This is a genomic window from Paraburkholderia phenazinium, from assembly GCF_900141745.1.
In the GTDB taxonomy this organism is placed as follows: domain Bacteria; phylum Pseudomonadota; class Gammaproteobacteria; order Burkholderiales; family Burkholderiaceae; genus Paraburkholderia; species Paraburkholderia phenazinium_B.
Genome location: NZ_FSRM01000002.1, coordinates 1,219,119 through 1,243,652, shown reverse-complemented (window position 1 = coordinate 1,243,652; position 24,534 = coordinate 1,219,119). Strand labels below are relative to the sequence as shown.

At 61.1% G+C, this 24,534-nt stretch carries 20 protein-coding genes and 1 pseudogene; 7 read left to right on the top strand and 14 right to left on the bottom strand.

Going from position 1 to position 24,534, the window contains the following annotated elements; all coding sequences use genetic code 11:
* Nucleotides 1-39: 39 nt before the first annotated feature.
* Together BUS06_RS25680 and BUS06_RS25675 are read left to right on the top strand one after the other, a co-directional pair.
* Nucleotides 40-699: an O-methyltransferase gene (locus tag BUS06_RS25680; RefSeq protein ID WP_074267211.1), complete on the top strand. Its 660-nt coding sequence runs from the start codon at nt 40-42 to the stop codon at nt 697-699.
* A 57-nt stretch (nt 700-756) separates the two neighbouring features.
* A complete protein-coding gene (locus BUS06_RS25675) occupies nt 757-2,076 on the top strand; it encodes a carboxylesterase family protein (protein ID WP_074269293.1) in 1,320 nt (439 codons plus the stop codon).
* Between the two features lie 3 nt (nt 2,077-2,079).
* Here the strand turns inward: BUS06_RS25675 and BUS06_RS25670 are convergent, their stop codons facing one another.
* Together BUS06_RS25670 and BUS06_RS25665 are read right to left on the bottom strand one after the other, a co-directional pair.
* Entirely contained in the window at nt 2,080-2,328 is a 249-nt protein-coding gene (locus BUS06_RS25670) for a hypothetical protein (protein WP_074267210.1), read from the bottom strand.
* A gap of 72 nt (nt 2,329-2,400) precedes the next feature.
* The gene (locus BUS06_RS25665) at nt 2,401-2,931 is read right to left on the bottom strand and encodes a lecithin retinol acyltransferase family protein (protein ID WP_074267209.1); all 531 of its coding nucleotides are present in this window, start codon (nt 2,929-2,931) and stop codon (nt 2,401-2,403) included.
* Between the two features lie 470 nt (nt 2,932-3,401).
* On the opposite strand from BUS06_RS25665, the gene BUS06_RS25660 reads away from it, so the two are divergent.
* Nucleotides 3,402-3,692 carry a hypothetical protein gene (locus BUS06_RS25660; RefSeq protein ID WP_074267208.1) on the top strand — a complete coding sequence of 97 codons (291 nt, stop codon included), beginning with the start codon at nt 3,402-3,404 and terminating at the stop codon, nt 3,690-3,692.
* 5 nt (nt 3,693-3,697) lie between these two features.
* Nucleotides 3,698-4,468 (top strand): PP2C family protein-serine/threonine phosphatase, encoded by a 771-nt coding sequence (locus tag BUS06_RS25655; RefSeq protein ID WP_074267207.1) that lies wholly within the window; start codon nt 3,698-3,700, stop codon nt 4,466-4,468.
* 25 nt (nt 4,469-4,493) lie between these two features.
* On the opposite strand, the gene BUS06_RS25650 is transcribed toward BUS06_RS25655, so the two are convergent.
* From BUS06_RS25650 to BUS06_RS25610, 9 genes are all read right to left on the bottom strand, one after another.
* The gene (locus tag BUS06_RS25650; RefSeq protein WP_074267206.1) at nt 4,494-5,786 is read right to left on the bottom strand and encodes a sigma-54 interaction domain-containing protein; all 1,293 of its coding nucleotides are present in this window, start codon (nt 5,784-5,786) and stop codon (nt 4,494-4,496) included.
* Nucleotides 5,783-8,842 (bottom strand): peptidase domain-containing ABC transporter, encoded by a 3,060-nt coding sequence (locus BUS06_RS25645; protein WP_074267205.1) that lies wholly within the window; start codon nt 8,840-8,842, stop codon nt 5,783-5,785. The genes BUS06_RS25650 and BUS06_RS25645 overlap by 4 nt, the downstream gene beginning before the upstream one ends.
* A gap of 34 nt (nt 8,843-8,876) precedes the next feature.
* Nucleotides 8,877-9,629 (bottom strand): peptidylprolyl isomerase, encoded by a 753-nt coding sequence (locus BUS06_RS25640; protein WP_074267204.1) that lies wholly within the window; start codon nt 9,627-9,629, stop codon nt 8,877-8,879.
* A gap of 43 nt (nt 9,630-9,672) precedes the next feature.
* Entirely contained in the window at nt 9,673-11,046 is a 1,374-nt protein-coding gene (locus tag BUS06_RS25635) for a beta-barrel domain-containing protein (protein WP_074267203.1), read from the bottom strand.
* Entirely contained in the window at nt 11,024-13,522 is a 2,499-nt protein-coding gene (locus tag BUS06_RS25630; RefSeq protein ID WP_074267202.1) for an FHA domain-containing protein, read from the bottom strand. The genes BUS06_RS25635 and BUS06_RS25630 overlap by 23 nt, the downstream gene beginning before the upstream one ends.
* A gap of 221 nt (nt 13,523-13,743) precedes the next feature.
* Nucleotides 13,744-15,135 carry an efflux transporter outer membrane subunit gene (locus BUS06_RS25625; RefSeq protein ID WP_254369080.1) on the bottom strand — a complete coding sequence of 464 codons (1,392 nt, stop codon included), beginning with the start codon at nt 15,133-15,135 and terminating at the stop codon, nt 13,744-13,746.
* Nucleotides 15,136-15,332: 197 nt separating this feature from the next.
* Nucleotides 15,333-15,614, bottom strand: coding sequence for a hypothetical protein (locus BUS06_RS25620; RefSeq protein WP_074267201.1), 282 nt, complete (start codon nt 15,612-15,614; stop codon nt 15,333-15,335).
* 262 nt (nt 15,615-15,876) lie between these two features.
* The gene (locus BUS06_RS25615; RefSeq protein ID WP_074267200.1) at nt 15,877-16,302 is read right to left on the bottom strand and encodes a DUF4399 domain-containing protein; all 426 of its coding nucleotides are present in this window, start codon (nt 16,300-16,302) and stop codon (nt 15,877-15,879) included.
* Nucleotides 16,303-16,347: 45 nt separating this feature from the next.
* The gene (locus BUS06_RS25610) at nt 16,348-16,773 is read right to left on the bottom strand and encodes a DUF4399 domain-containing protein (protein ID WP_083611596.1); all 426 of its coding nucleotides are present in this window, start codon (nt 16,771-16,773) and stop codon (nt 16,348-16,350) included.
* On the opposite strand from BUS06_RS25610, the pseudogene BUS06_RS38830 reads away from it, so the two are divergent.
* Together BUS06_RS38830 and BUS06_RS38825 are read left to right on the top strand one after the other, a co-directional pair.
* Nucleotides 16,667-17,701 (top strand): annotated as a pseudogene (locus BUS06_RS38830) (caspase family protein); the annotation flags it as partial. The gene BUS06_RS25610 and the pseudogene BUS06_RS38830 sit on opposite strands and share 107 nt — an antisense overlap.
* A gap of 90 nt (nt 17,702-17,791) precedes the next feature.
* Nucleotides 17,792-18,880, top strand: coding sequence for a formylglycine-generating enzyme family protein (locus tag BUS06_RS38825; protein WP_438803567.1), 1,089 nt, complete (start codon nt 17,792-17,794; stop codon nt 18,878-18,880).
* A 53-nt stretch (nt 18,881-18,933) separates the two neighbouring features.
* Here BUS06_RS38825 and BUS06_RS25600 read toward each other — a convergent pair whose 3' ends face one another.
* Nucleotides 18,934-21,090, bottom strand: coding sequence for a serine/threonine protein kinase (locus BUS06_RS25600; protein ID WP_074267198.1), 2,157 nt, complete (start codon nt 21,088-21,090; stop codon nt 18,934-18,936).
* A gap of 369 nt (nt 21,091-21,459) precedes the next feature.
* On the opposite strand from BUS06_RS25600, the gene BUS06_RS25595 reads away from it, so the two are divergent.
* On the top strand, nt 21,460-21,657 hold the full coding sequence (locus BUS06_RS25595) for a hypothetical protein (protein WP_074267197.1): 198 nt from the start codon (nt 21,460-21,462) through the stop codon (nt 21,655-21,657).
* A 31-nt stretch (nt 21,658-21,688) separates the two neighbouring features.
* Here BUS06_RS25595 and BUS06_RS25590 read toward each other — a convergent pair whose 3' ends face one another.
* Both BUS06_RS25590 and BUS06_RS25585 read right to left on the bottom strand, forming a co-directional pair.
* Nucleotides 21,689-22,147 (bottom strand): (2Fe-2S)-binding protein, encoded by a 459-nt coding sequence (locus BUS06_RS25590; RefSeq protein WP_074267196.1) that lies wholly within the window; start codon nt 22,145-22,147, stop codon nt 21,689-21,691.
* A gap of 15 nt (nt 22,148-22,162) precedes the next feature.
* Nucleotides 22,163-24,445, bottom strand: a complete 2,283-nt coding sequence (locus BUS06_RS25585) for a xanthine dehydrogenase family protein molybdopterin-binding subunit (RefSeq protein ID WP_074267195.1) — start codon at nt 24,443-24,445, stop codon at nt 22,163-22,165.
* Nucleotides 24,446-24,534: the final 89 nt, after the last annotated feature.

Below are 24,534 nucleotides of genomic sequence, written 5' to 3'. Positions count from 1 at the left end.
AGTACCGCAATGTCGTTCGAACTAGCAAGGAGAGTAAGCATGGCACAGGTCGCCGTTCCTCAAGCAACCGGACCGAGTCCCATCCGGGATCCTCGCGTCCTTGAAGTCATTGCGCGTATGAACGCTTCGCGCCGTTTCCCGCCACGCGAGGCCTTCGACGGTCCGGTCGGCAAGGACCCCGAAGCGTTCGCGGATTATGGGTTTTCCATCCACCCCGACCAGGGCGATCTGATCTACCTGCTGTGCAGAGGCCTCGGCGCAAAGCGAGTGGTGGACTTCGCCACGTCAATCGGCATGTCCGCTATCTATTTTGCGGCAGCCGTGCGCGATAACGGTGGCGGCCTCGTCATCGGTTCGGAGTTTGTTCCGGCGAAGGTGGAAGTCGCGCGTCGCAATCTCGACGATGCGGGGTTGGCCGAATACGCCGATATCCGCGCCGGCGACGCACGCGAGACGCTGCGCGACCTCGGCGGACCGATCGACTTCGCGCTGATCGATGGCTGGCCTGTTGCCGAAGGCCCTTCGCTCGCCCGTCAGGTCGTCGAACTCGTCGCACCGCAGTTGCGGGTCGGCGGTTATATCCTGAACGATAACGCCGAGCCGGATTTCCTCGACTATATCCGCGACCCGAAGAACGGTTTCATCTCCATCACGCTGCCGATCAAGCGCGGCACGGAACTCGCGCTGAAGGTCGAGTGAGCGATCGTCGGCAGGCTGGGGTGTATGCAGCGCATAGGGTGTTGAAGGAGCATGAAGTTGCAAACACGTAGAGACTTTCTGATCATGACTGCAGGTGTGGGAGTGATTCTCGCAGTCAGCGTACCGGCTGTTGCAAGCAACAGCGCGCCGCATGCGAAGCGCGCCACGGCGATCACGCAGGTTTTCGGCGACGGTATTCGTCTAAGCGCAGTTGCGGTGGAATATGACACACCGGTCAAGGGTGCGGACCTGTCCGCTGCGGACTTCCGCGTCGAAGGCCGAACCGTTACAGGCGTGTTCACCAGCACGAGCGCCGATCCGGCAGACCGTGCAGAGACCGGCCGTTTCGTTATCGTGACTCTTTCGCCCGACGACACAAATGCCACCCTCGCCGAGAAGGTTCAAGGCCAAGGCGTTATGCCACCACCGATTGGCGGCAGCGGTGGCGGTCCCGGTGGTGGCGGTCCAGGAAAGGCCGGCGATATCCCGCACTACGACACCGTTTACAAGCGCGCCGAGGCATCGATCATGATGCCAGGCGGGCGCACGCTGGCAACGACAAAGGTCAAGAACCTGATCGTCGACGATTTCCGTCAAAGGGAATTCCACGACCCGAAGACCGGCAAGATGCTCCGGTACAACCTGTTTGTGCCGAAGGACTATGACGCGAGCAAATCCTATCCGCTGGTGCTCTTCATGCACGATGCAGGCGCAACTAGCGACGTCACGCGTACCACGCTGTTCCAGGGACTGGGTGCCATCTCGTGGGCAAGCCCCGAGGATCAGGCCACGCGTCCTTGTTTCGTGCTGGCACCGCAGTTTGCCGAAATCATCGCCGACGACGATTCGCGTACGTCCAGCATGCTCGACACCACCATCGATCTCATCAAGTCGTTGGCGCGTCAGTACAGCATAGATCGCAAGCGGCTCTACACCACCGGCCAGTCGGGTGGTTGCATGATGTCCATCGCGATGGATATCAAGTACCCCGAATTCTTTGCAGCCTCGTTCCTCGTTGCCGGTCAATGGGATCCCGCGCGCGTGAAGCCGATGGCCCGACAGAAGCTGTGGATTCTTGTCTCGCAGGACGACGACAAAGCGTACCCGGGGCAAAACGCCATCACTGAGGAACTGAAGAAGGACGGCGCCAGGATTAGCCGCGCGGTGTGGGATGGAACGTGGACGGCTCAGGAATTTCGGGCCGCGTTTGAAAAGATCGACGCTGAAGGTAGCTCAATCAATTATGTGACGTTCCGCAAAGGCACCGTCATTCCGCCAGGCGAGTCGTCGGCAGGGGCCAGCGGACATCGAAACACCTGGCGTATCGCATACACGATTGAGCCGATTCGTGAATGGATTTTTCGACAGCAGCGCTGAAGCTCACGCAGCCCGCCTGTAGCCGTTCATCGCCGGACGCTCGGCCACTGGAGGAAACACATTCCACGAACCGTCGTCATGACGAAAGAAGACGATCGAGAGTACACCTCCGGGACGCGTTGTCTCGACGCACACCACACACCCACGACGCGAACCCGCACGACAAAGACGGGTGACGCGTGCCGGCATCGCGGGGGTGGGCGCGAGCCACTTATCGACGATCCAACGCAAAGACTTTTCGGCGGCATACATGTCATTCCCCTTCGAAGCTTGAGGCCCTACAGCCCGTCGTTCGCAACCTAAGTTCTGTGAACGGAACGGCCATCAGGCGACACGGGCGCCCGAATAGGCACCCTTCAATTCGGCTGCGACGAGGGCCTTGAAAAGGCTCGCCAATACATGCAGCCCCGCGCGCGGATGCGTGAGGCAAGTCTCGACCTGCTGGCTGCGACTCTCACCGGACAGGCACCACGCACAAAAATGCTCGCAATTGTTCGTCAACAGGCGATAGCGGTTTTCGCCCAGGCGCGAACGGGCCCGCAAAACGGCCTCCGCGCCCATGTATTGCGCACAGGGATGAAGGCGGATTGCAATCGCGCTACCGGCGGCAAAACGGTCCAGCGTGACTTCAACGACGGGACCGCGGCAGTGGCCGGCGGCAAACCCCGCGTAGTGAACGACCTTGCCTGCGCCTACGTAGATGCCGTGGTGTTCGTAGCCACCACGGCTCGTCACGAGATGCGCGCCGAGCGGTATGTCGCATTCGTCAACGAACGGAAGGTCCGACGAGGCGCCAGCCGCGCTACGCATTACGCGTTGCCGTTCGCTACGGACGTCTTGTTGTTTGCTGTTCATGGCTCGCCTCTGTGTTTCCGGGTTCCCGCAAGCGGCGCTTGCACACATATCCAACACTGTTGCGAGCTCTCTTGCATCAACCGGACCAGAGCATTCAAGCCATTGATTTCCCTAAGGAATCGGATAATTTTCGAAAGTGGCCGAGGTTACTATGTCAGTGCCTGGCCAACACTCGTCGTGCCAAACTGTTGGAGGCTGCCCGCCATATCAGGAGCCCGAAGCATTCCACGACGTCCGTCCGATGTGTTGGGTCGCGGACACAGCTGCATCCACCAGTGTTGGCGAGGCCCCCACATTTCGCTGTGCCGCGTGCCCCGCTCCACGCGAGGACTAACGAACAATTCCCGCGCAATCAAAGGCTTACCGGCATGCGCACAAAGCGCCGCAAAGCTAGCACGTTACTTGCACCGTATCGGCCATCTACCCCATGAACCGCGGTCGCGAGTCGGCGACCACTCCGGAGACTCGACATGGCTTCCATTACGATCCACGACCTTCCAGACAGCTTCGCGCTTGACCACAAGGCAATGGCGATGATCCGCGGCGGAGACGGCGCCCCGTGGCTATACGGCTGGATACAGCCGTTCACGCCAAGTACGCCGAGCGCCGGCCCCGTTGTCGCCAACCTGTACCAGACCACCAACAACTTCTATGCTGGACAGATGATCAACCAGTTCCAGTCGATCAATGTCAACAACACCGGAACGGGTGCGAACATCAATGCTTCTCCCGACGAACGCAGCACGAACCATGCGGCGTAAATACCGTGACGTGTACCAGTCAATTCAGATGGGTATCGGCGGCCCGCTCGGATGTGGGCCGGGTCCGCGAACACAATGAGGACGCCTGCCTGCAGCAGCCGGAGCGCGCCTGCTGGGCAGTCGCCGATGGCATGGGAGGCCATGCCGTCGGCGACCTCGCGAGCGGCTTGATCGTCGACGCGCTAAGCCGTCTGTCTGCGCCCGATACGATTGCCCGCTACCTCGCGGACGCGCGCAAACGCCTGCTGACGGTCAATCAACGGCTGAGGCAGGAAGCCGCAAGACGGCAAGTATCCGTGATCGGCAGTACAGTCGTTGCGCTGTTCGCATGCGATAGCTACTGCGGCTATCTGTGGGCGGGCGACAGCCGGCTGTATCTGTACCGCGATGGCCATTTGCGGCAACTGACCCGCGATCACAGCCAGATTGAGGAGCTCAAGGCGCTTGGACTTCTCACTGAGGAAGAAGCGGTCAATCATCCGGCCCAACACGTGATTACCCGTGCGGTGGGTGCGACCGATCAGCTCGAATTCGACACCAACACGCTGGCCGTAGCCGACGGTGACATGTTCCTGCTGTGCAGCGATGGGTTAAGTAACGAATTGAGTGCGCAGCAGATGCAGGCCGCGTTGATCGCGGCCGATTGCGACGCTGCCTGCGAGGCCTTGATTGCAGCTGCCCTTACGCGCGGCGGCCGCGACAACATCACCGCTGTCGTGGTCCGTGCCGAAGACCCCTCCGCCGCCGACAAAACCCTCCTGAATCCCACACCCTAGCGTGCAACCTTGAGGCCGTTGCTGCTCAACTGCTGCCCGGCTCCTTGTCATGCGTCTGGCCGTTGCGATGACGGAAGTCTTTTGAATGCAGTCCGTGCTTCTTGAGCAGCATTTGCAGATGAGAGCGGTTCATGTCGACGCGCCGCGCCAGTTCGGCAACGGTGCCGCCCACTTCCTGGAGACCGCGTTCGAGGAACACTTTCTCCGCCTCGTCGCTGGCTGCACGTTTGGCATCACCGAGCGACATCAGATTCGGCACCACGCTTACGGCGGATGCGGACGGCGACGCTGAACTGGGTCGTACATCCACTGGCAGATGCTCGACATCCGCCGTATCGCCTGCGAGGCACGAGATCCGGTAGATGACGTTGCGCAGTTCGCGAATATTGCCGGGATAGGGATAGGTCAGCAGGAAATCGCGCAACCGTGGTGTCATTCGAACTGGACGGCGCTTCAGGATGCCGGCCGCTTCGTCGCTGAAGTACGCAAGCAGCAGCGGGATCTCGTCGCGCCGTTCGCGCAGGGGCGGCAAGGTGATGTGTATCACGCTGAGCCGGTAAAACAGGTCCTCGCGAAATTTGCCTTCTTCGCTCAGGCGCCGCAGGTTGCGGTTGGTCGCCGCGACAATGCGCGTGTCGACCGCGATCGTCTCGTCCGAACCCACGCGTTGGATTTCATGCGCTTCCAGCACGCGCAACAGTTTGACCTGGCCCGCCAGCGGCAACTCGCCAATCTCGTCGAGAAAAATCGTCCCGGTGTGCGCGCTTTCGAACTTGCCCTTCCGGTCGCTCGACGCACCTGTAAACGCCCCTTTCCGATGACCAAACAGTTCGGACTCCAGCAGGTTCTCGGGAATCGCACCGCAATTGACCGAGATAAACGGCTTGTCCGCACGGCTGCCGTTTGCGTGAATCACCTTCGCCATCAGTTCCTTGCCGGTACCGCTCTCGCCGTCGATCAACACGGGTAACTCAGTGGGTGCCGCCTTCTCCGCGATTTCGAGCGCTTCGAGCAGTTGTGGATTGTCGCCGAATGTCCCCTCGAAAATGAAGCTGCGTGCCAGCAACGCCTCGCGTCGTGCGCCGCGCGACAGTTCAACGCGCACGGGCTCCGCCACCGCCTGCACGAAGCGCTCCTTGTGCGACAGTTGCATCACCTCGTCACGCAGTACGCTCGCCTGCCGGAGCACTTTTTCGATGTCGGCGCGCTCGAGCCTGGATGCCCAGCGCAACATCGAACGCAGGATTTCGATCTTCTCGATCAAGCCGGCGTAAGAGATGGCGGGACTCGGGTCCTCGGTCTGGTCAAGTATCTTCATCCGGCACTCAACTGTTTCTGTACGAGCTGGTAGTACATCCCCTTGCGCTGAACCAGTTCCTCGTGACGCCCCTGCTCGGCGATAGCGCCTTCGTACAGCACGAGAATCTTGTCGGCGCGCATGATCGTACTCAGGCGGTGCGCGATGATGACCGCAGTACGCCCTTTCAGAATGTCGTGCATATTGCCGAGAATATTGCTTTCGGACTGCGTATCGAGCGCCGAGGTGGCTTCGTCGAACACCAGCAGTTTCGGGTCGTGGTAAAGCGCCCGCGCAATGCACAAGCGCTGGATCTGGCCGCCCGACAGTCCGACACCGCGCTCGCCCACTACCTGTTCGTAGCCGAGCGGCATCTTGCTGATGAATGCGTGCGCGTCCGCCATCTTTGCGACCTCCTCGATGCGGCGCCGGTCCGGCGCATCGTCGCCGCTCGCGATGTTGTCTGCGATCGTCCCGGAAAACAGCAGATTGGTCTGCATAACATAGCCGATCTGCCCGCGATAACACGCCTTGTCGATCACGTTGAGGTCGTAGCCGTCGACCGTCATCTTGCCCTCGTTGGGGCCGTAAAAACCGACCAGCAGCTTGGCGAGCGTCGTCTTGCCCGAGCCGCTGCGGCCGACGATCGCCACGAGCTCGCCCGGCTTGATATCGAAGCTGATGTTCTCGAGCACGTATTCGTTTTCGCTGCCACCGTAGCGGAAATACACACCGCTCAGGCTGATTTCGCCCTGGAGATCAGGCAGGATCACACGCGCGGCCAGATCTTCAGGCTTCTGTTCGGGCTCGATATCGAGCACATCGCCTAGCCGTTCCATGGCGACGCCCGCGTCGTTGAGCATGCTCCACAGGCTGACCAGGCCCATCAATGGGCCTAGCACACTGCCCATGAACGCATTGAAGGCGATCAACTGACCGATGGTCAGTTCACGAGCGAGCACGAGATTCGCACCTACCCACAGGATCGCGATGCTCGTTGCCGCGTTCAGCAACTGGCTGCCAAGGCCCACCAGAATGTTGAACGCCTGCGACCGGTACTGCACTTCGAGTGCCTTCGCGTATTTCTTTTCCCACCTGAGACGAACCGGACGCTCCATACCCATGCCCTTGATCGTCTCGACGCCGGCGAGCGCTTCCATCAGGAATGCTTTGGAATCCGTCGATGCGGCGAATACTTCGCGCGCGTAACGTTTGATCTTCGGCGTGGCGAGCGCGGTCAGCGCAACGATGGGAATGACGAAGCCAATCAGAACCAGCGTCATCTTCACGTTGTAGACAAACATGATCGTAAAGTAGATGAACACCATCAGCAGATTCAGCGCGGTCGTCACCGTCGATTCGGTCAGGAACGCGCGAATGGTCTGGTTCTCCTGAAAGCGCGCGAAGATGTCGCCGGTCTTGCGGCTGGCGAAGAAGGAAAACGGCAGCGACATCGTATGCTTGAAGAACTGCGACATCATCGCGAAGTCCATGTTGCGCACCATGAAATTCGCCAGATAGGCGCGCACCGTCGCCATGAGTTGTGAAAACACACTGGAGACGATCAGCCCTACGATCAGCAGTTCAAGCAGGCTGACGTTCTGGTGTACGACTACGCCGTCGAGAATGTTCTGGATGATGAGAGGCGGAATTACGCCGAGCACCTGGATCACGAAGGTCGCCAGAAAGAGATGCGCGAGAATTTTCCGGTACGGAGTCAGGTACCCAACAAAGCGGATCCACGGCGAACGTGACGCCGCCATCTGCACCAGGTTGGGTCCGGGCGTGAACAGCAGGCAGGTGCCGCTCCAGCCGCGCTCGAAGTCCTCCACACTCAGCTTCCTGAAGCCGAGCGCCGGGTCGGCTATCCACACCCATTCCTTCGAGGTTCCATACACAACAATATAGTGGTACCCCTCCCAATGCACGATGAAAGGCAGCTCGAAGCTACGTAGCGACTCATAGATGCACTGAACGCCCCGTGTGGTAAATCCTAGCGATTCGCCAGCCCGCGCCAGACTGTCCAGTGTCGCGCCCATGGTCGTCACATTGGCCAGATCGCGCAGCTTGCCGAGCGTCATCGAGATGCCGTAGTGCCTGCAGATCATCGCAAGACAGGCCGCGCCGCAATCCATCTCCTCGGCCTGCTCGACCAGCGGAAAACGCCGGATCACCTTTTCGCCGGACTCCGGTTTCGTATGAAGGTCGAGCACCACGGGGTGCTTGCGTCGCTGCTCGACGCGCTTTTGTCTTTCCAGCTCCCGTTCCGCAAAGCGGATCCGTTCTTCGAGCGCTTCGCGCAGCTTCGGGTTGCGCTCCAGAATGAAGTGCACCGTTTTCTCGGGGATGACGAGAAGCCGGGTCTCGGTGTTGGCAATGACCGAGACCATCTGCTCCTGGCGCAGCAAACAGGCCTTCTCACCGAAGATCTCGCCTTGCCGAAGCGTCGCCAGCACGTAATCGCGGCCCTCTTCGTGCCGCACAAGGCGCACCTCACCCTGACGGACCACATAGAGCCGGCGGTCTTCCCGCGCGCCCTGCTTGAGGATCTCCTTGTCCGCGCCCATCCGTTTCGCACCGACGCTACGCACACATTCTTCGAGTTCGGCCTTGTTCAGTTTGCTGCGTAAGTCGAACAGTTGCGTGACAAATCCGCCGGCTGAGCTGATTGCGACATAGCTCGTCACGAACGCCAACGCGTCCGGGTTGGCGGCGATCACAGGCTCGATGGCAATACGCGGAATAAACAGCAGTTCAGTCTTCGCCGATGCACGCACCGACGACTCGTGCAGATAGTCGCGCAGCATCGCGATGTCCGCAAAAATCTCGCCGGTCTTGCGTACTCCCATGCTGATTTCTTTACCCCGTTCCTCGGTAAAGATGCGCACCGAGCCGGACTTGATCACAAACAGTCCGTCCGCGGGTTCGCCGGCATTGCATACGGTTTCGCCGAATGCGAAATGCCGGGACTCGGCGTGCGCGGCCAGCCGTTCGAGTTCGTCCCGCGAAAATGGCGAGAGAATCTCGACCGTCGAGAGGAAGTCGACCGCGGGCGAAGCTGTCTGTGGTGCATCCATATGCTTGCGAACCTCGACCTTGCCAGCGCAGGGCCTAACGCACTTCGATCACGTGTTCCTGGGCGCGCGCCATCAGCCACTCTTCGCGCAGCAGGCGCTGGATTTCGGCCTCGACATCCTCGTCGAGCGTTGCGGGATGTTTCGCCGTCACCGCGAAAATCTCGTAGCAGGAGCCGTCAGGCGACGCAAATGGCCCCAGTAGGTCACCCGCTTCGGCATTGAAAATCTTCGCTTCGATCTCGGGCTTCAGCGAGCCGCGCAGCACTTTGCCGATTACGCCGCCGCGCTCTCGCGTCTCGGCAATCGAGTGTTCGCGCGCCATCTCGGCGAAGCTGTCGGGATCGTCGCGCAGCACTGAGATCATTTCGCGCGCTTTGCCCTCGCTGTCCAGCACGACATGGCTGACTTCGATCGCGTCGAACCTTGGCGAATTCAATGAGAAGTACTCTTGCACTGCGACCCGGTCTCCGATCGTGGCGAGCATCTTCTCCTGGTAGAGGCCGTCGGTGATGAAGCGCTCGAACTCGTCAAGACTCACCCCAAGCGCGTCGAGGTAGTGATTCATGTCGGTCGCTCGATGCAGGCCGCGTACCCGGCGAAACTGATCGGCACGCTGCTGTATTTCGTCCTCGGATATCCGGACGCCCTGCTTTCTCGCCGCGTGGACGGTGAGCTTCTCTCGCACGACGCCTTCAATCAAGCTCTCGAACTGTCCGGTCAGTTTCAGTAGACGTATGAACTCGGCGACGTCCACGACTTCGTCATCGATTCGCACTATCGCGGTCATCTCATCCGCTCCTTGAAGAAAGGGCCTGCGTGCCGCACATGCGTCATCCGGCCAGTTGCCTGAACGGGTCGAGGCCGAGATCGATCAGACGCCGCTCGCGCACGACGATTTCGGCATTGGCAGTCATGCCATAACGCAACGCGTATCGGCTGCCTGCTACCTGGTAGTAGTTCTGTTCGAGTGCAACCCGCCCTTCGTAGACCGGTTGTTTATCCTGTGCGGAAGGTTTCGTCGCCGGCGAGATGTACTCCAGGGTGCCGTTGATCAACCCATAGCGCTGATACGGAAACGCATTGAACTTCAGCTTGACGGACTGACCTTCATGCAGAAAGGCCCTATCGCGCTCGGCAATCTCAACCTTCAACACCGGTCTTGCGTCCTGCGGCGCGATCGCCCCGAGCGGCGTGTTGGCCTGTACCTTGTCGCCGGGTTGCGTCGAGGTCACATCCGTGACGACGCCAGAGACCGGCGCGACGATCAAAAGAAAGTTGTCCTTGTCGATATTCTCGAAGCGAATCCGCGCGGCTGCGTCCGCCACGAGACGGGCACTCTGCAGTTCCAGCCGCACCTTGTCCTCAGCCGTGGCGATATCGCGTACCGCGGAATCGTATTGAATCTGCAGGTCGGTGGCTTGCTCGCCGCTCGTGGCGAGTTGTGCATTGGCCTGTGCATATTCGTGGCTCAACTGGAAGTCCAGTTCGGAGAGTTTCGATTGCGCCACACGGTAGGCGTTTTCCGCCTCCTGATAGGCGTTTTTCTTCGCTTCGACCTGGAGTTCCGCGACACCACCGCCACCCGGCTGCGCAAACAGGCGCACATATTTATCCTGTTCGTCGCGTGCCGCATCGCGTGCGTGCCGCGCGTTGTCGAGATTGCTGCGCGCCTCTTCGAGCAGCGCCCGCTGCCCTTCGGCGAGCTTGGTCGTCCCCTCCGACATGCGGTTCTGGTGCAGATTGGATTCCACTTCCATCTGTTCCTTCAATGCCGCAGCCTTGCGCTCCATCAGCGCCTTCTTCTCGGGAAATTCGCGCCACTCGCGCTCGGCCTCCTCGAGTTTGAGTTGTGCCTGCAGAGCGTTGCTCGCCGCCTCGATCGCACCACGGGCGTTCAGGCGCGCCAGCACGTCCCCCTTCGAGACCGGTTGGCCTTCAGCCACATAGAGGTCCGCGAGTTCGCCGTCGATGGGCGCGTAGAAGCGGCGTACCTCCGACTCGGGCGCAAGCGTGCCTTGCGCATTCACGATCACGTCGGCGCGCCCGAAAAACGACCAGAGCAGACCGGCGATCACGAGCCCGACCATGAGGAGCACGAGCGCGCGTGCCAACCGCACCGGCTCGGCGGTCAGGATCGCGATGCCTTCGGCGCTGTGATCTTCCAGCGCCTCGGCAAGCGGCTTAAGGTGAATTTCCCGCTTCACTGCCGGTGCCTCCGATCAGGGCGAGCTTTGCGCGCAACAGATCCGGGTCCAGTACCATGCGCAACTCCTGCAGCGAACGACGCTGCAATTCCACCTCGGCGTTGATCGCGGCGAGCAGGCTGTCCCAGTCGCCGGAATGATCGGCGCGCAACTGCGTATAGATGCGCATTCCTTGTTGAGCCACCGACTGTGCTTCGGATAGCGTTCTGGCCTGGTTACGAAACTGTGCGGAGATGCCTGACTCGAGCCGCTGAGTGCCCCCGATCGCACCGTTCTCACGATATTGACGCCACAGGGCCTGCGCGCGCGTGAGCCCGTCTTGCGCGCGGGCCAGCGCCTTGTCGCGGATCGAGGACACGTCGGTGCCAATTGCCTGCACGAACCAGGCGTCGTCGGTGGCGTCCAGCGCGCCGTAGAAGGTCAGCAGTTGCTGGTCGTAGTCCTTCGTGCCGCGCGTTTTTTGCAGCGCACCGAATTGATCGAACACGGCCTGCTTGTGCGCCTGCTCCTGGGCGAGTACGTCGGACCATGGCGAAGGCGGCATCGACTGCAAGCCGGCGAGCGCCTGCCGCCCATCGCCGCGCTGCCACGCCGCGGCGACGAGGTCGTGCTGACGTATCAGCGCATCAGAAGGAAGCTGCGTCGCGGCGAACGACCGGTACTGTTGCTGGAACGGCGGCGTCGCAAAGTGCGCGGATTTCATCAGCGCCAGCAGGGGACCGAGCTTGCGCGCACGCGCCTCGTCGGCGAGGGCGGCGTATCGCTGAAGATCCGCTCGCAATGCATCAAGACCGGCAAGACGCGGGTATTTCTCGGCGTAGTTGCTAAACATCGCTCGCAGCCCGTCGAAGTTGCCTTGCGGCAACTCAGTGGCGATGGCTGCGTTCAGTCGCGCGATCGCCGGCAGATACACAGAGTTGTCGCGCTGCAGCGCGCGCAGGTGACTCATCGCCAGCGCGTACGGCTCAGCGAACTCAGGCACGTATGACGAAATCCGGTCCAGCGCGTGTTGATGTGCCTGCGGGTCGGCGTTCCAGCGCTCAAGGAGCTGGGTGATGCGGTCCTCATCCGCATTCATCCGGATAGGCGCTTGCGAGCCTCCTCTGCCTACGACGAACTGTTCCAGATCCCCCACCCATGCCAGTTCATCGACGAGCGGCCTCGCGTCGGGGTTGGGCCTGGCCTGGTCCTTTGCACCGGCGAGCGTCGCCGCCGCCTGATCGAAATTACCTCTGCGCAATGCCGAAAGCCATTCGGGCACAGAGGCCTTCATCAGCGCTTCGCTTGCGAGAGCTTCCATCGGCGCATCGGCAGGATGACGCTCGAGATCCTTGTTCGCCAGCGTGACGGCGTTGGAATAGTTGCCTTCCGCCAGCAGCGCCTTCACCTCGCGTTGCGACGCGCCTCTCATATAGAGCGTAATCGCCACGACCAGCAGCAGCACCAGGCCCGCTATTCCCCACGCCGCGCCGCGTCGGATTGCGGTGCGATCGCCGCCCGAGAACACGCGCATCCACTCGGCAGCGAACACGCGCCATTTGCGCGGGCTGTCCGCGGCTCGTGCATCGTGATCCGCTGCGTGTGGAACGTGGGAGACCGCCTCGTTGACCTCATCCTCTCGCTGCGCGACCTGATCGACGCAAAAGATCTCGAGAAATGAATGTGCGGCGCCGACGAAGGTGGTCTTGTCGGTATCGAGCAGCTCACACTGGGTAGGGTCGGGAACGGATATCGCGGTCACGGTAGCCTCGAGGTCGGACGCCTTTTGCAATTGCACCTTGTAGACGAAGTGGTCCCCGCCGAATGCAAGGACATCGCCGTCATGTAGGGAAACTGCCGATGCCTCGAGCCGCTTTCCGGCGATGAAGGTACCGTTCGTACTGCCGAGATCCTCGATGCAGGGAACGCCAGCGTTCAGAAAAATGTGAGCGTGACGCCGCGATATGTAATTGACCTGATGCGGATAGCGCGTCTTGTAGCGTGAGAACAGTTCGTCGATCTTGCTGACGAGAAACGGGAAGGTGTGGACTTCGATAGGCTGAAGCCCAAGGTCGCCGCGCTCGGGAACGAGCGTGAGGGTGACGGGCTGTGCCGTGTAGGCCTCGACCTGCGCACGTAATTGAATGCCCACGCGATAGCACAACGTACCGCCAAAGCAGACTTCGTCCCCGTCGCGCAGGTGGTGTGGGGTCTGCCGTACGCTTGTGCCATTGACCATCGTGCCGTTCTTGCTATCGAGATCGGCGACATAAGCGACACCGTGCTCGACAAAGACTCTGGCATGCCTGCGCGACAACGCAGAGATCAATTCGTCAGGATAGCCGGTAAAAGGAGACTCACCGCGGCCGACCGCAAACAGGCAATCGCCGATACGGATCGTCCCCAGCTCCGGGTTCGAGACAGGCGAAAGCACCACATCGAACTCGCGCTCGTGGGTCACCCTCAACTCTGCAATTGGAGCCTCGCCGGGATTCATTTGTCTTCATCACGAAGCGTTGATTCGCTGCCGCCACGAATGACTCAGCGAAAGGCCGGCGAAACCCGCGGCGCGAATGCTTTGGCGCGACGAACCGTCGGACGGGCGATGACAATCAAATTGTAAGACACGCATTGCGGGAGTCAATTATCCGTTTGCCCCTGGTGTTGCCTTTGCCTTGATGTTGTCTGCGTGTGCCTACGCTTTACCTCAGCATTCCCTTAGTTTTCCTTCACTTCAGCCTGCACATCGAGCGCGGGCCAGCCACCGCCAAGCGCCTTGTAGAGCAGCACGGTGTCCGAGAGAATCTGCTGATGATTGGCCAGCAGCGCGAGTTGCGCCTCGAGCAGCGTGCGCTCCGTCTCGAACACTTCAAGCTGCGACACCACGCCTTCCTTCAACTGCGCTTCGATCTGATCGGCAACGAGGCGCAACCGCGCTACTTCCTGTTGCAGTTCCACACGTTGCTTGCGATGCGAGTCTAGATTGACGAGCGCGTTCTCGACCTCTTCGAATGCACCCATCACCGTGCGGCGATACTGCTGCTCGGCAAGATCGCCTTGTGCCTTGCTCGTCTTCACGTGGGCGCGCACGCCGGGATCGAAAATCGGAAAGTCGATGCTGGGCATCAGGCCGTACGTGAACGCCTTCAGCAGGGAGGACAGCGCAAAGCTCGCGGTGCCGGCGTGCCCCGTCAGACTGATGGTGGGCAATTGGGCCAGCTTCGCCTGACCGACGAGGTCGTAGGCTTCCAGCACGCGGAATTCCGCAGCCACGATATCCGGCCGCCGCGCCAGCAACTGGGCGGGCAGTCCCGCGGGGACCGGCGGCAACTGGACGCGTTGCTGCAAGTGCCCGTCCGGCAGCTGGAATTCGCCCGCCGGCACGCCGACCAGCGTGGCAAGCGCATTGTTCGCGAGATCGCGCGAGCGGCGCAGTTCCAGCAACTCGTTCGTCAACCGGTTGATTTCGGCCTGTTGGCGCATAACGACGGTTTGAGGTATCAGGCCGCTGCGGCTTTGACCATCGTAGATCGTGAGTATCTGCCGGTTAGTAGCCAGCGTCTTCTCCTGCTGGGTAATCTGATCGTCGTACTGAAGAATCTGGAAATAGGTCACGGAGACGTTGGAAACCAGTTCCAGGTACCCCGCGCGCCAATCCGCTTCCGTCGCATGAAATTCGGCTTTCTGTGCCTGCACGCCCTTCTCGACCTTGCCCCAGATGTCGATGTCCCAGTTGACCTGGGTCCCCAGCATGTACTGCTGCTGGAACGGCACGCCTGTGCTCTTCTGGAAGTTACCGCCAGCGCCTGCGTCCAGGGTAGGGAGGGCGCCCGCCTGCGCCTCGCCGATCTGGGCGCCCGCCACCTGAATACGTGCGGCAAGGATCTTGATGTCGAAATTGCCTGCTATCGCTTTCGCAATCAAAGTGTTCAGATACGGGTCCTGGAAGGTTTTCCACCAGTCGGGCTCGATGGTGGCGGCGGCGGATACGGCCACGCTCCCGTTCGACCACGAATCCTTCGCCGGCGTATCGGGGCGCTGATAGGCGGGCATGCTGACGTCGACGCAACCGCATAGCAGTACTGCACACAGCGTCACGGCCCCCAGCACCCACAGCGCTGAGCTTCGATGCTCGACGTGTGCACGGCTGCAGGTACTTTCTTGCGTCGCTGCCGCAACCGGCGTGCGATGACCCGCTGCCAGACAGAACAAGGCAGACACGATTTTCTCCAGTAAGCGCAGCTGTATGGACAGAACGATCAGCTGCAGGCGCGTTTTGATTGCGTCCTGTAGCCGGAGCGCAGCTGTCAGATCAGCGTGATGCTGTTATTGGCGGACTGATGCGGCGTGATCGTCGAAGACATGCCAGTCGCGAAGGCCGTGTCCATGCCATTGACGTTGTCGATGTTCAGGCCTTGATTGATCAGTTGCGAAGCGCCGATCGTGATGCCATTGCCGAATTTGAACTGGCTAAGGGAGGGAAACAAGGACGTCAGCCCGCTTGCCGCCAGGCCGCCGCGCACCGCGCGCATCGTCTTGCGGTCGAGTTCATCTGTGTCGGCCAGATCTGAAATCATGAGCGTGTTCATTGCGGTTCTCCGGTGTCGAGGGTGGAAGCATCTCGTGTCTGCTCGCACCCATCTTATGCACAGGTCGTGCCATAACCCCGCTGCTGCCCGCTCAAAAGCACCCAATCGCCTGAAATCACGCCGCTGCTCAGCAAATCGAAGGACGTAGCCTCTTGCATCGTCAGGATCTGCAAGCCGCCATGTGATTGCCGCGTTCCAACACGATCCATTCACACCGTTGGCGCCACACCAACAGACAATGCCCGACACAGCATTGATGTAGTTACTTGACGTAGATCGTGATCTTCTTCGAGTAGACCGGCGGATCGTGAGGCATATGCATGTAGTCGCCCATCAATAGCTGAAGCGTGTGTTTCCCGGGCGGCAGCACCAACGTCGTTTCGGTTTCGCCCGCGCCGAAATGCAGATGGTTACGATCGGAAGGAATCTCCTGGTCGAGCGGGGGCAAGCTGGTATCGATCAGCAAGTGGTGGTGGCCAGTGTTCGGGTAATTGACGCCTTTGGGTGCCACGCCCATGTTACGCAGGCCGAACCACACGCGAAACGGTTTGCCCGCAGGCATCGTCTGTCCTTCGTTCGGATAGCCGATATAGCAGAATGCGCCGGGCGGCGACGGCGTACCGGCCGCAAAGGCAGCACTCAGCCAGACCATGGCGGCCAATGCAGCGAGAGCGATTATCTTCTTCATCGTGCGTGCCCCCCGTCTTCCCGGACCGAAGCATACAAAGCGGTCCTAACGTACGTAAATGGTGATCTTTTTCGAATACACCGCGGGAACCTGCGGCACGTGGTTCTCATCCCCGAGCAGAAGCTGCAGGGTATGGGTACCCGGCGCGAGTTCGACGCGCGCGTCGGTTTCGCCCGCACCGTAGTGCAGATGATTGCGGTCTGAGGGGATCTGCTGGTCGAGCGGCGGAAGATCGGTATCGATCAGCAGATGATGATGCCCGCTATTGGGAAAACTGACGCCCTTCGGACAGATGCCCATGCCGCGCAAGCCCATTCGCACCCAGAGCTTGCCGCCGTGAATCACGGTGCCGTCGGGTGGCCAGATGATGTACTCCTCGGCGCCGGGCGGCGACGGCGACTGGTGCGGGACTGGCGCCGCGGCCGTCAGGCAGATCACGGCCAGAACACTGAGCGCTGTTCTTACTGGCATGTTGCGCCTCCTTTGGGAGTGCGGAGCTCGTATTTCGTCCTTTAGCTTAGAACGTAACTTCACAAAAAGAAACGAACCATTCGTTAACCTTGTGACGCATGTGGCGCGTGCTATCGTTGTTTCATCGGGAAGCAGGTTCGGTACGGACAACCAGGATTTGAATATGTGGCGAAAATTCCTGCTCGTATGCATAGCCGGGGCCCTACACGTGTCGTGGACGGATGCCAATGCGGTCACTCGATCTGGCAGCAGCGCGATTCTTCAGACGACAACGCGAGCCGTGGAAAGCACGGCCGAGCGGCGCGTCGCGCTTGTCATCGGCAATAGCGACAGCGCAGCCACTCCGCCTGGCAGTGCGACCAACGACGCCCGCAGCATGGGCGCGCTGCTGGCTTCGCTAGGCTTCGAGGTGAGCGTCCTCATGGATGGGACGCCGCAACAGATCCAACAGGCGCTCGCCGCGTTTCGCACACGTCTTGCGAGCGGTGGTGTCGGCCTCTTCTATTTTGCTGGACATGGTCTGCAGGTCGGCAACGAAACGATCCTGGTACCGGCAGGTGTCGACACCCGCTCCCCCGCCTCTCTTCTCGTCAATGGAATCGGCCTGAGCAATGTGCTCGCCGCAATGTCAGCACCCCGCGTGCACAAGACCAATGTGGTCATACTCGATACCTGCCTGGAAAATCCATTCCATTCCGCCGATACCCAGAAGCCCGGCTTAGCGCTGCCACAGCAGACTTTTATCGCCTACGCTGCAGCCCCAGGCGGCTTTGCCGCCGACGGTCGCAGCCACGGCGTCTACACACGCGCGCTACTGCGTGCGCTCGGCAATGCGCCGGAACGCGACATCGACGGGATCATCCGTGGGGTCGAACGAAGCGTACGCGCCGATACCGGGGATAAGCAAAGACCCTGGTCAGTGTCGTCGCTTGCCGGCACCTTTCGCTTCGCACGCTATCCGGGTGGCGCTGTGGCAAGCCAGGATAGCCCGGAGCTTGCCAGCGCAGCGATTGTCTCCATGCGCAGCCGCGGCATCATGCCGAAGGACAGCAGCGAACAATACGAACTGACGTTCTGGGACTCGATCAAGAACAGCAACTACGCGAGCGATTACCAGGCCTATCTGAAGGCTTATCCTGACGGCCGCTTTGCAGCGCTCGCGAAAGCACGGATCGAGCGCTTGCAGGCCGCCGCGCCGGCGCCGACGCCGGGCACCGCGCCGGCAACTGCGCCGCCCGCGCCACCTCCCGCATCGAAAGCTCAGGCCTCCGTGGCGCAACCAGGTCACGCGGTTGTGGCGAGTAGTCCCGCACCTGCCCCTGCGCCGCCGCCCGCACCTGTCGCCGCTGCTCCCAAGGCGCCGGCCAATCCCGCGGCCAACAGTCCAGCCGCCGGCGAGAGCAAGGACTGCGCAGCTTGCCCAGTGATGGTGCCGCTACCCGCCGGCTCGTTCACGATGGGCAGCAATGCAGGCGACATCTCGGAGCGGCCACCGCATCACGTTACGGTCGGCGCGCCGTTTGCGATCGGCAAATACCCCGTGACTGTCGAACAATGGAATGCCTGTGTAACGGCCAATGCCTGCCCGAAGCTGTCGAGCGAAAACGCAACGGGCACGAAAGCTCCCGCTCGCGATCTCAGCTGGGACGACGTCCAGCAGTACATCAAGTGGCTCAGCAAGGTGACCGGCAAACCCTATCGCCTGCCCACCGAAGCAGAATGGGAATACGCCGCACGGGGCGGCACCTCGACGCCATACTGGTGGGGCGATCAGATGCGCAAAGGCAACGCGAACTGCAAGGGCTGCGGAGACCCATGGCACGAAACGGGGCCGGAAAACGTCGGAACGTTCGCGGCAAACCCCTATGGTCTGTACGACATGGGTGGCAACGTCTGGCAGTGGGTGAGTGACTGCTGGCACAGCTCGTACAAGGACGCCCCGGCAGACGGTCGTATCTGGGATGCGTCCGGTTGCAACATGCGCGTCATTCGTGGCGGCTCGTGGCTCGAAGGCGCCGACTACATGCTCGCTTCGACGCGCTTTAAGTACAGCGAAAGCGTGCGACAGTCGCAGAACGGCTTCCGCGTTGTCAAAGATCTGAAGTAAGCGAACCAGTGGAGATGAGCCGCGATGTCCAAGGGGGCCGCGCTGCGCGGCCCTCACTGCTTGCGAGGTTGGGTGTTGATCTGAGTAACGTCGGCCACGATGTGATCCGGACCATACTTGCCCGCGATCTGTGTGAGACGTGTGTCGAGTGCGCGCAGATACTCCGCGCGCGCTTCGCTTTCCGGCCGGAGTGCGTTGAAGAGCGGTGCCGGCGTGACCATCAGCACCACCAGTTCGGTTCCGAACGGTTTGGCAATCACCCAGTCCCCCGCGCCGCCGACGGTCGCTGCGTAATTCGCCGGTGCCTGATTATCTGGCGCGCGCGGACTGGGCACCATATGCACGACACTGCCGTCTAACTGGTAGTAGTCGATATTCACGTACGACTCATAGTCCGGTGTCGTCAAGCTGACCACCAGAGGATCGCCCTCCGCAAGTTGCCCGTCAGTCGCTTTCACCTGAAGCGCGGCGGGGTGGCCAGCCTGCCAGTTGCGGGTCCAGTATGGCGCTACGAACTGAATGACATCGCATTTGTCCGCTGCAACCGGTGTCACGTCGACATTCAGTGTGCTCACACCCGGCAGCGCACTCAGGCGATCCTTGAGCGTGGCGATACCGTTTGCCTGCGGCACGAAACCATGCACTTTTACCGCATGGCTCTGTACCGAGGCGGCGAGCGCGGAACACGGCATGTGCGCAAGCAATGTGGCGACCGATGCGAGCGTGGGTGGAAGCGGCGCCGACACCGCGGCTAACGACGACGCCACCCCTGACGCCAATGCAGCTTGCGGCGCTGGCGTTTGCACGCGGTCGGTCAACGCTTTCGACGTTGCCGGCGCCGCCGCAATCAGTGGCGCTGAAGCTGTACTCGGCGCACCGTTAGAATTGCCAGGCATCCGGTACCAAAGGACTCCGAGGGCAGCCACGCTCAGCCCTGCGAGCGCAGCGCCCCCGGCAATCATCATGCGTTGCCTTGTAATACGCGGCTGGGCCGAGAATTCGCTGACGAACCGGTTGACGGTCGGCATGCGCGTACGGCGATCGAAGGAGAGAGCGCCGCGCAAGGCCCGCCACGGGCGCGTACCCAAACCTTCGGGACGCTGCGGCTTGAGATCGGCACTACGGGCCTGGGTGGCCGCGAGCCGGCCGAACGGGTGATGTCCCGTCAGCAGTTCATAGACAATGCAACCGAGCGCATACACGTCGTCACGCGGATCGGGCTCGAGATGCTCGAGCATCTCGGGACTCGCATAAGCAGGCGTCAGCGCGCCGAGCGTGCCCGGATCGAACACGGTTGCATCGCTCTCCTCATCAGGCCGCTGAAACGCCCGGGCGATACCGAAGTCGATCACCTTGACGTCGCTCTTGTCCGTCAGCAACACATTGCCTGGCTTGAAGTCGCAGTGTACGAAACCATGCTCGTGAGCATAGGCGAGCGCGCTGGCCATGCCTTTGACGATCGGCAGCGCCGCGTCGTATGGCATCCCCTTGAAATTCTTGTTGCGCAACAGACGGCTGAGCGGCTTGCCAGACAGATATTCCATCGTCAGATAGACGACCGCACCGTCCCTGTCGAAGTCGTAGACGGTGACGATATTGCGGTGCGCCAGCACCTGAGCTTTCTTGGCTTCACGTTGCAGCGCGATCAGCGACTGGGGATTGCCGCGGAACTGTACGTTGAGGACCTTGATGGCGACGTAGGGCTTGCGGTCGGATGCTTCCAGCTTGCGCAGGTCAAGTGCCTTGTACACCGTGCCCATGCCACCGACGCCGAGGCATTCTTCCAGCACGAAGCGGTTATTGAGCGTGTCGCCAACGCCTTTGACAGCCTCGGAACTGGTGGCGGCCTGAGCATCAGAAGGCGCACCCGCTTGTCCGGGTTGCACCGATTGTCTCGATTGTCCTGCGCCGCTTGCAGATTGCGCTGGACTGCCCGCAAGGGACGCGGAATATCGCGGCGTTGTCTGCACACGCGTCTCGCCGCCGCCCAGTGTCAGGTTGGCGCCGCTCAGCCGCTCGATCCTGCGCTGAACTTCCGCGTACACCTCCGGAGGCAGCGGCATGTGTGTATGTGCTTCACCCAATATCTCCAGTAGCCGTGCCGAACCAACACTGTCCTTCGTCAGCGTGCTGTCGAGCTGTGCGATGAAGTCATCTTGCGACAGCTCGCCGTTCTGGAATTCGCTAATCGCGTGCGCAAGGTTTGCCATTTTTTTAAAGCCACGCAGCTCCCGATAAACCGTAATCAACCTGTCGTAAGAAGTTACATGCTCACGATCGATACTAGTCCGCACCCATGCCTTCCGCAATTCAGGATTACACAACAATGTCACAAGAGCGTCCTGCAATACACAGGTGTTGTGCCGCTTCTAACAGCATCGCCCTATTGTGTTGGTTTCAGCCCATCACTTCCCAGTCATCGCGCCAGGCGCATCCGTGCAGAGCAAAACACGTGCGAGCGATGCATTGTCTATACTGAATCGAAGCAGTCCTTTATGGATTTCCCGCTGCTCCGTCACATTCCGAAGAGCTCTACCTTCATTCCACGCAATCAGGCGATCACGACATAAGGAACAACCATGGCTATCATCGCAATCAAGGATCTTCCAGACAGCGTCGAACTCGACAGGCAGGCCATGACAGCCATCGTAGGTGGCGCGCGAAGCGGGGCACAGTACGGCTCGCTTCTGCAACCAGCACCAAACCCAACCCGTCTCGTCGAATATCCGCAAGGCTTTTCATCCATGCGTCAACCTGTTCCAACCGCCAAATCATAGTCAGACATAGACACGAACAAGCACTAACGCTTTACCCGGTCTTCTTTCGAGCGGCCTCGTGAATGGCCGCCCGGATACGCGGATAGGTGCCGCAACGGCACACCACGTTCGACATCGCGTCGTTGATGTCCTTGTCGCTCGGCGTTGGCTTCTGCTTCAGAAGTGCCGAGGCCGCCATCAGTTGCGCGCTCTGGCAATAACCGCATTGCACCACGTCGATGTTGCTCCACGCGGCCTTGAGCGCGACGGCCTCGGCGCCTCCGAGTCCTTCTATCGTGGTGATTCTGCTGTTGCCCAGCGTGGAGATGACAGCCTGGCACGACACCTGGGCCGCACCATCCAGATGGACCGTGCAGGCTCCGCACACACCAATCCCGCAGCCGAACTTGGTGCCCGTCATACCGAGTTCGCACCGCAGCACCCAAAGCAGCGGTGTAGCCGGATCCGATTTCACCATCACCTTCTTGCCGTTGATGTCGAGCGTTAGCATGTTCTCTCCCACCACTTACGCGAGTTGCAATGGCAGCGTGCGCAGGCGCTGACCAGTCAGCGCAAAAATCGCATTGGCCACGGCCGCCGCTACGGGTGGCGTGGCAATTTCGCCCACGCCTTGAGGCTCGGCTTCACTCGACATGATCTCGGTGTCGATGACGGGGCAGTCGTCCATATGCACGATTGGGAAGTCGCTGTAGTACTGCTGCTGCACCTGCCCGTGGTCGATCGTGATGGCTTCGTACAATGCCGCCGACAGGCCGAACACGATGCCGCTTTCCACCTGCTGGCATATCAGGTTCGGGTTCACGGGCGTACCGCAATCGAGCACACAGACCACCCGCCGCACACACACGGTTTTGTTCGCGCCGATCGACACCTCCGCCACCTGCGCGACGATGCTGCCAAACGCCTCGTGCAGCGCAATGCCGCGCGCGCAGGCAGCGCCGTCAGAGGTTCGCGCAAGCGGACGCCCCCAGTTCGAAAGCACAGCGGCACGCCGCAACACCGCAAGATGCCGTGGATGATGCTCGAGCAAAGCCGCCCGGAACTCCACCGGATCCTTGCCTGCGGCCGCGGCCAGTTCGTCCATGAAGCTCTCGACAAAAAATGCCTGATGCGAATGCCCTACCGAACGCCAGAACCCGACCGGAACCGGCAGGTCGACCGTGGTTTGCGCAACCCGCAGATTGGGCCACTCGTAGGGTTGGTCGAACGCGCCCTCCACCGTGGTGCGATCGCGCAGCGGGTCGGGGATACCATAGTTGCGCTTGAGCGATGCAACAACGGCCGACTGGCTGGCCGACAGGTTGCGCCACGCCACCAGCTCGCCTGCGCGATTCAGCCCGGCCTTGAAGCGGGACACGCAGGCGGGTCTGTAGAAGTCGTGCGTCATGTCTTGCGGACGGCTCCAGATCGTCTGCACCGGCCTGCCGTCAGCCTCACTCGCGATGGCGGCCGCCTGCGATACGTAGTCCACTTCCAGGCGCCTGCCGAACCCTCCACCGAGGAGTAACACCTGCACCTCCACCTTGTCGGTATCCATGTGCAACACCTTCGCCACCTGCTTCCGCACGAGTGCCGGGACCTGAGTGGAGACCCAGACTTTGGCGCCGTCGGCCGTGACCTGTACCGTGCAGTTCATGGGTTCAAGAGGCGCGTGCGCGAGATACGGCGCACGGTATTCGGCGCTCACCACCCGGGCAGCTGTTTTCAGGGCGCCGTCGACATCGCCCCGGCTATAGTAAGCATGCCCTTCCGAATGCTCCAGGGCATCCGTGAGGCTGCGAACCACGTCGGAATCCGAAACTTCGGCCGCTGCACCATGGTTCCATTCAATCCCCAAGGCGGCAACGGCATCGAGCGCGTACATCGCAATGAAGACATTCTCCGCAATCACCGCTACACCGCCGGTGCCGCCGTTATAGGCATCGACCTTCAGCACCTTGACGACACCTGGTAAAGCGCGGGCCACCGAGTCGTCGCAATCCTTGAGCGTTCCTCCCAGTGTCGGACACATCAGCACGCTCGCGTACAACAACCCGTCCGGCAACGCGTCGATACCGAACTTCGCACTCCCATCGAGCTTGGACGGCCCATCGATACGCTTGACCGGTTTGCCGATCAGCCTGAACTGCGCTGGTGTCTTCAGCACGACGTGCGTCTGCAGCGATTGCTGGCCCGCGAGTTCGGCCAACTCGCCGAAACTTGCCGAACGTCCCGACGGATGCAGCACGCGGCTGTTCTCGGCGCGGCATTCGCCCGCCGGTACGTGCCATTGTTCGGCTGCCGCGCCGCACAACATCATGCGCGCGCTTGCGCCGGCTTCGCGCATCGGCTGCCACAGGTCGTTGATGCTCGTGGAGCCGCCCGTGATCATCGTGCCGAAGAAATCACGCGAAGCCTTGCGTAACATCCAGACGGTCAACTCTTCGAAGACACCGTGATCGTCGGGGCGAAACGGAAGATCGCCAATGATGTTATCCAGATTGTTGTAGATCTTGTCGATCGGCGACTGCTCGACCTTCACCCGCGCCCAATCGGCATCCATCTCGTCTGCGAGCAGCATGGCCGCTCCGGTATAGATGCCCTGGCCCATTTCCGCTTTGCACATCATCACTGTCACGCTGTTGTCCGACGAAACCTTGACCCAGCCGTTGAGCGGCACCTGCGCGCCCTGTACCGGCAATGGCGCGGAGCCTGCCAGACGCTGGCGCAGCGGCAACGCCGACCACCCCACGACCAGGGCGCCGGCGACGCCGAGACCACCGATCAGGAAGGTTCTGCGCGTTAGCATGAGAGGGCTGGGAGCCGGTAGTTCATCGTCGATCAGTCCTGTTGCCGCGTCGGCTGGCGTCTACCGACCATCAATAGAAGAACGCGCGC

Excerpts from the sequence above, each read along its gene's own strand:
- BUS06_RS25620 (WP_074267201.1), bottom strand. The coding sequence starts at position 15,614 with ATGAACACGCTCATGATTTCAGATCTGGCCGACACAGATGAACTCGAC.
- BUS06_RS25630 (WP_074267202.1), bottom strand. The coding sequence starts at position 13,522 with ATGAATCCCGGCGAGGCTCCAATTGCAGAGTTGAGGGTGACCCACGAG.
- BUS06_RS25585 (WP_074267195.1), bottom strand. The coding sequence starts at position 24,445 with ATGCTAACGCGCAGAACCTTCCTGATCGGTGGTCTCGGCGTCGCCGGC.
- BUS06_RS25610 (WP_083611596.1), bottom strand. The coding sequence starts at position 16,773 with ATGCCAGTAAGAACAGCGCTCAGTGTTCTGGCCGTGATCTGCCTGACG.
- BUS06_RS25640 (WP_074267204.1), bottom strand. The coding sequence starts at position 9,629 with ATGACCGCGATAGTGCGAATCGATGACGAAGTCGTGGACGTCGCCGAG.
- BUS06_RS25660 (WP_074267208.1), top strand. The coding sequence starts at position 3,402 with ATGGCTTCCATTACGATCCACGACCTTCCAGACAGCTTCGCGCTTGAC.
- BUS06_RS25590 (WP_074267196.1), bottom strand. The coding sequence starts at position 22,147 with ATGCTAACGCTCGACATCAACGGCAAGAAGGTGATGGTGAAATCGGAT.
- BUS06_RS25645 (WP_074267205.1), bottom strand. The coding sequence starts at position 8,842 with ATGGATGCACCACAGACAGCTTCGCCCGCGGTCGACTTCCTCTCGACG.
- BUS06_RS25600 (WP_074267198.1), bottom strand. The coding sequence starts at position 21,090 with ATGGCAAACCTTGCGCACGCGATTAGCGAATTCCAGAACGGCGAGCTG.
- BUS06_RS38825 (WP_438803567.1), top strand. The coding sequence starts at position 17,792 with ATGCGCAGCCGCGGCATCATGCCGAAGGACAGCAGCGAACAATACGAA.
- BUS06_RS25680 (WP_074267211.1), top strand. The coding sequence starts at position 40 with ATGGCACAGGTCGCCGTTCCTCAAGCAACCGGACCGAGTCCCATCCGG.
- BUS06_RS25615 (WP_074267200.1), bottom strand. The coding sequence starts at position 16,302 with ATGAAGAAGATAATCGCTCTCGCTGCATTGGCCGCCATGGTCTGGCTG.
- BUS06_RS25650 (WP_074267206.1), bottom strand. The coding sequence starts at position 5,786 with ATGAAGATACTTGACCAGACCGAGGACCCGAGTCCCGCCATCTCTTAC.
- BUS06_RS25595 (WP_074267197.1), top strand. The coding sequence starts at position 21,460 with ATGGCTATCATCGCAATCAAGGATCTTCCAGACAGCGTCGAACTCGAC.
- BUS06_RS25665 (WP_074267209.1), bottom strand. The coding sequence starts at position 2,931 with ATGAACAGCAAACAACAAGACGTCCGTAGCGAACGGCAACGCGTAATG.
- BUS06_RS25670 (WP_074267210.1), bottom strand. The coding sequence starts at position 2,328 with ATGTATGCCGCCGAAAAGTCTTTGCGTTGGATCGTCGATAAGTGGCTC.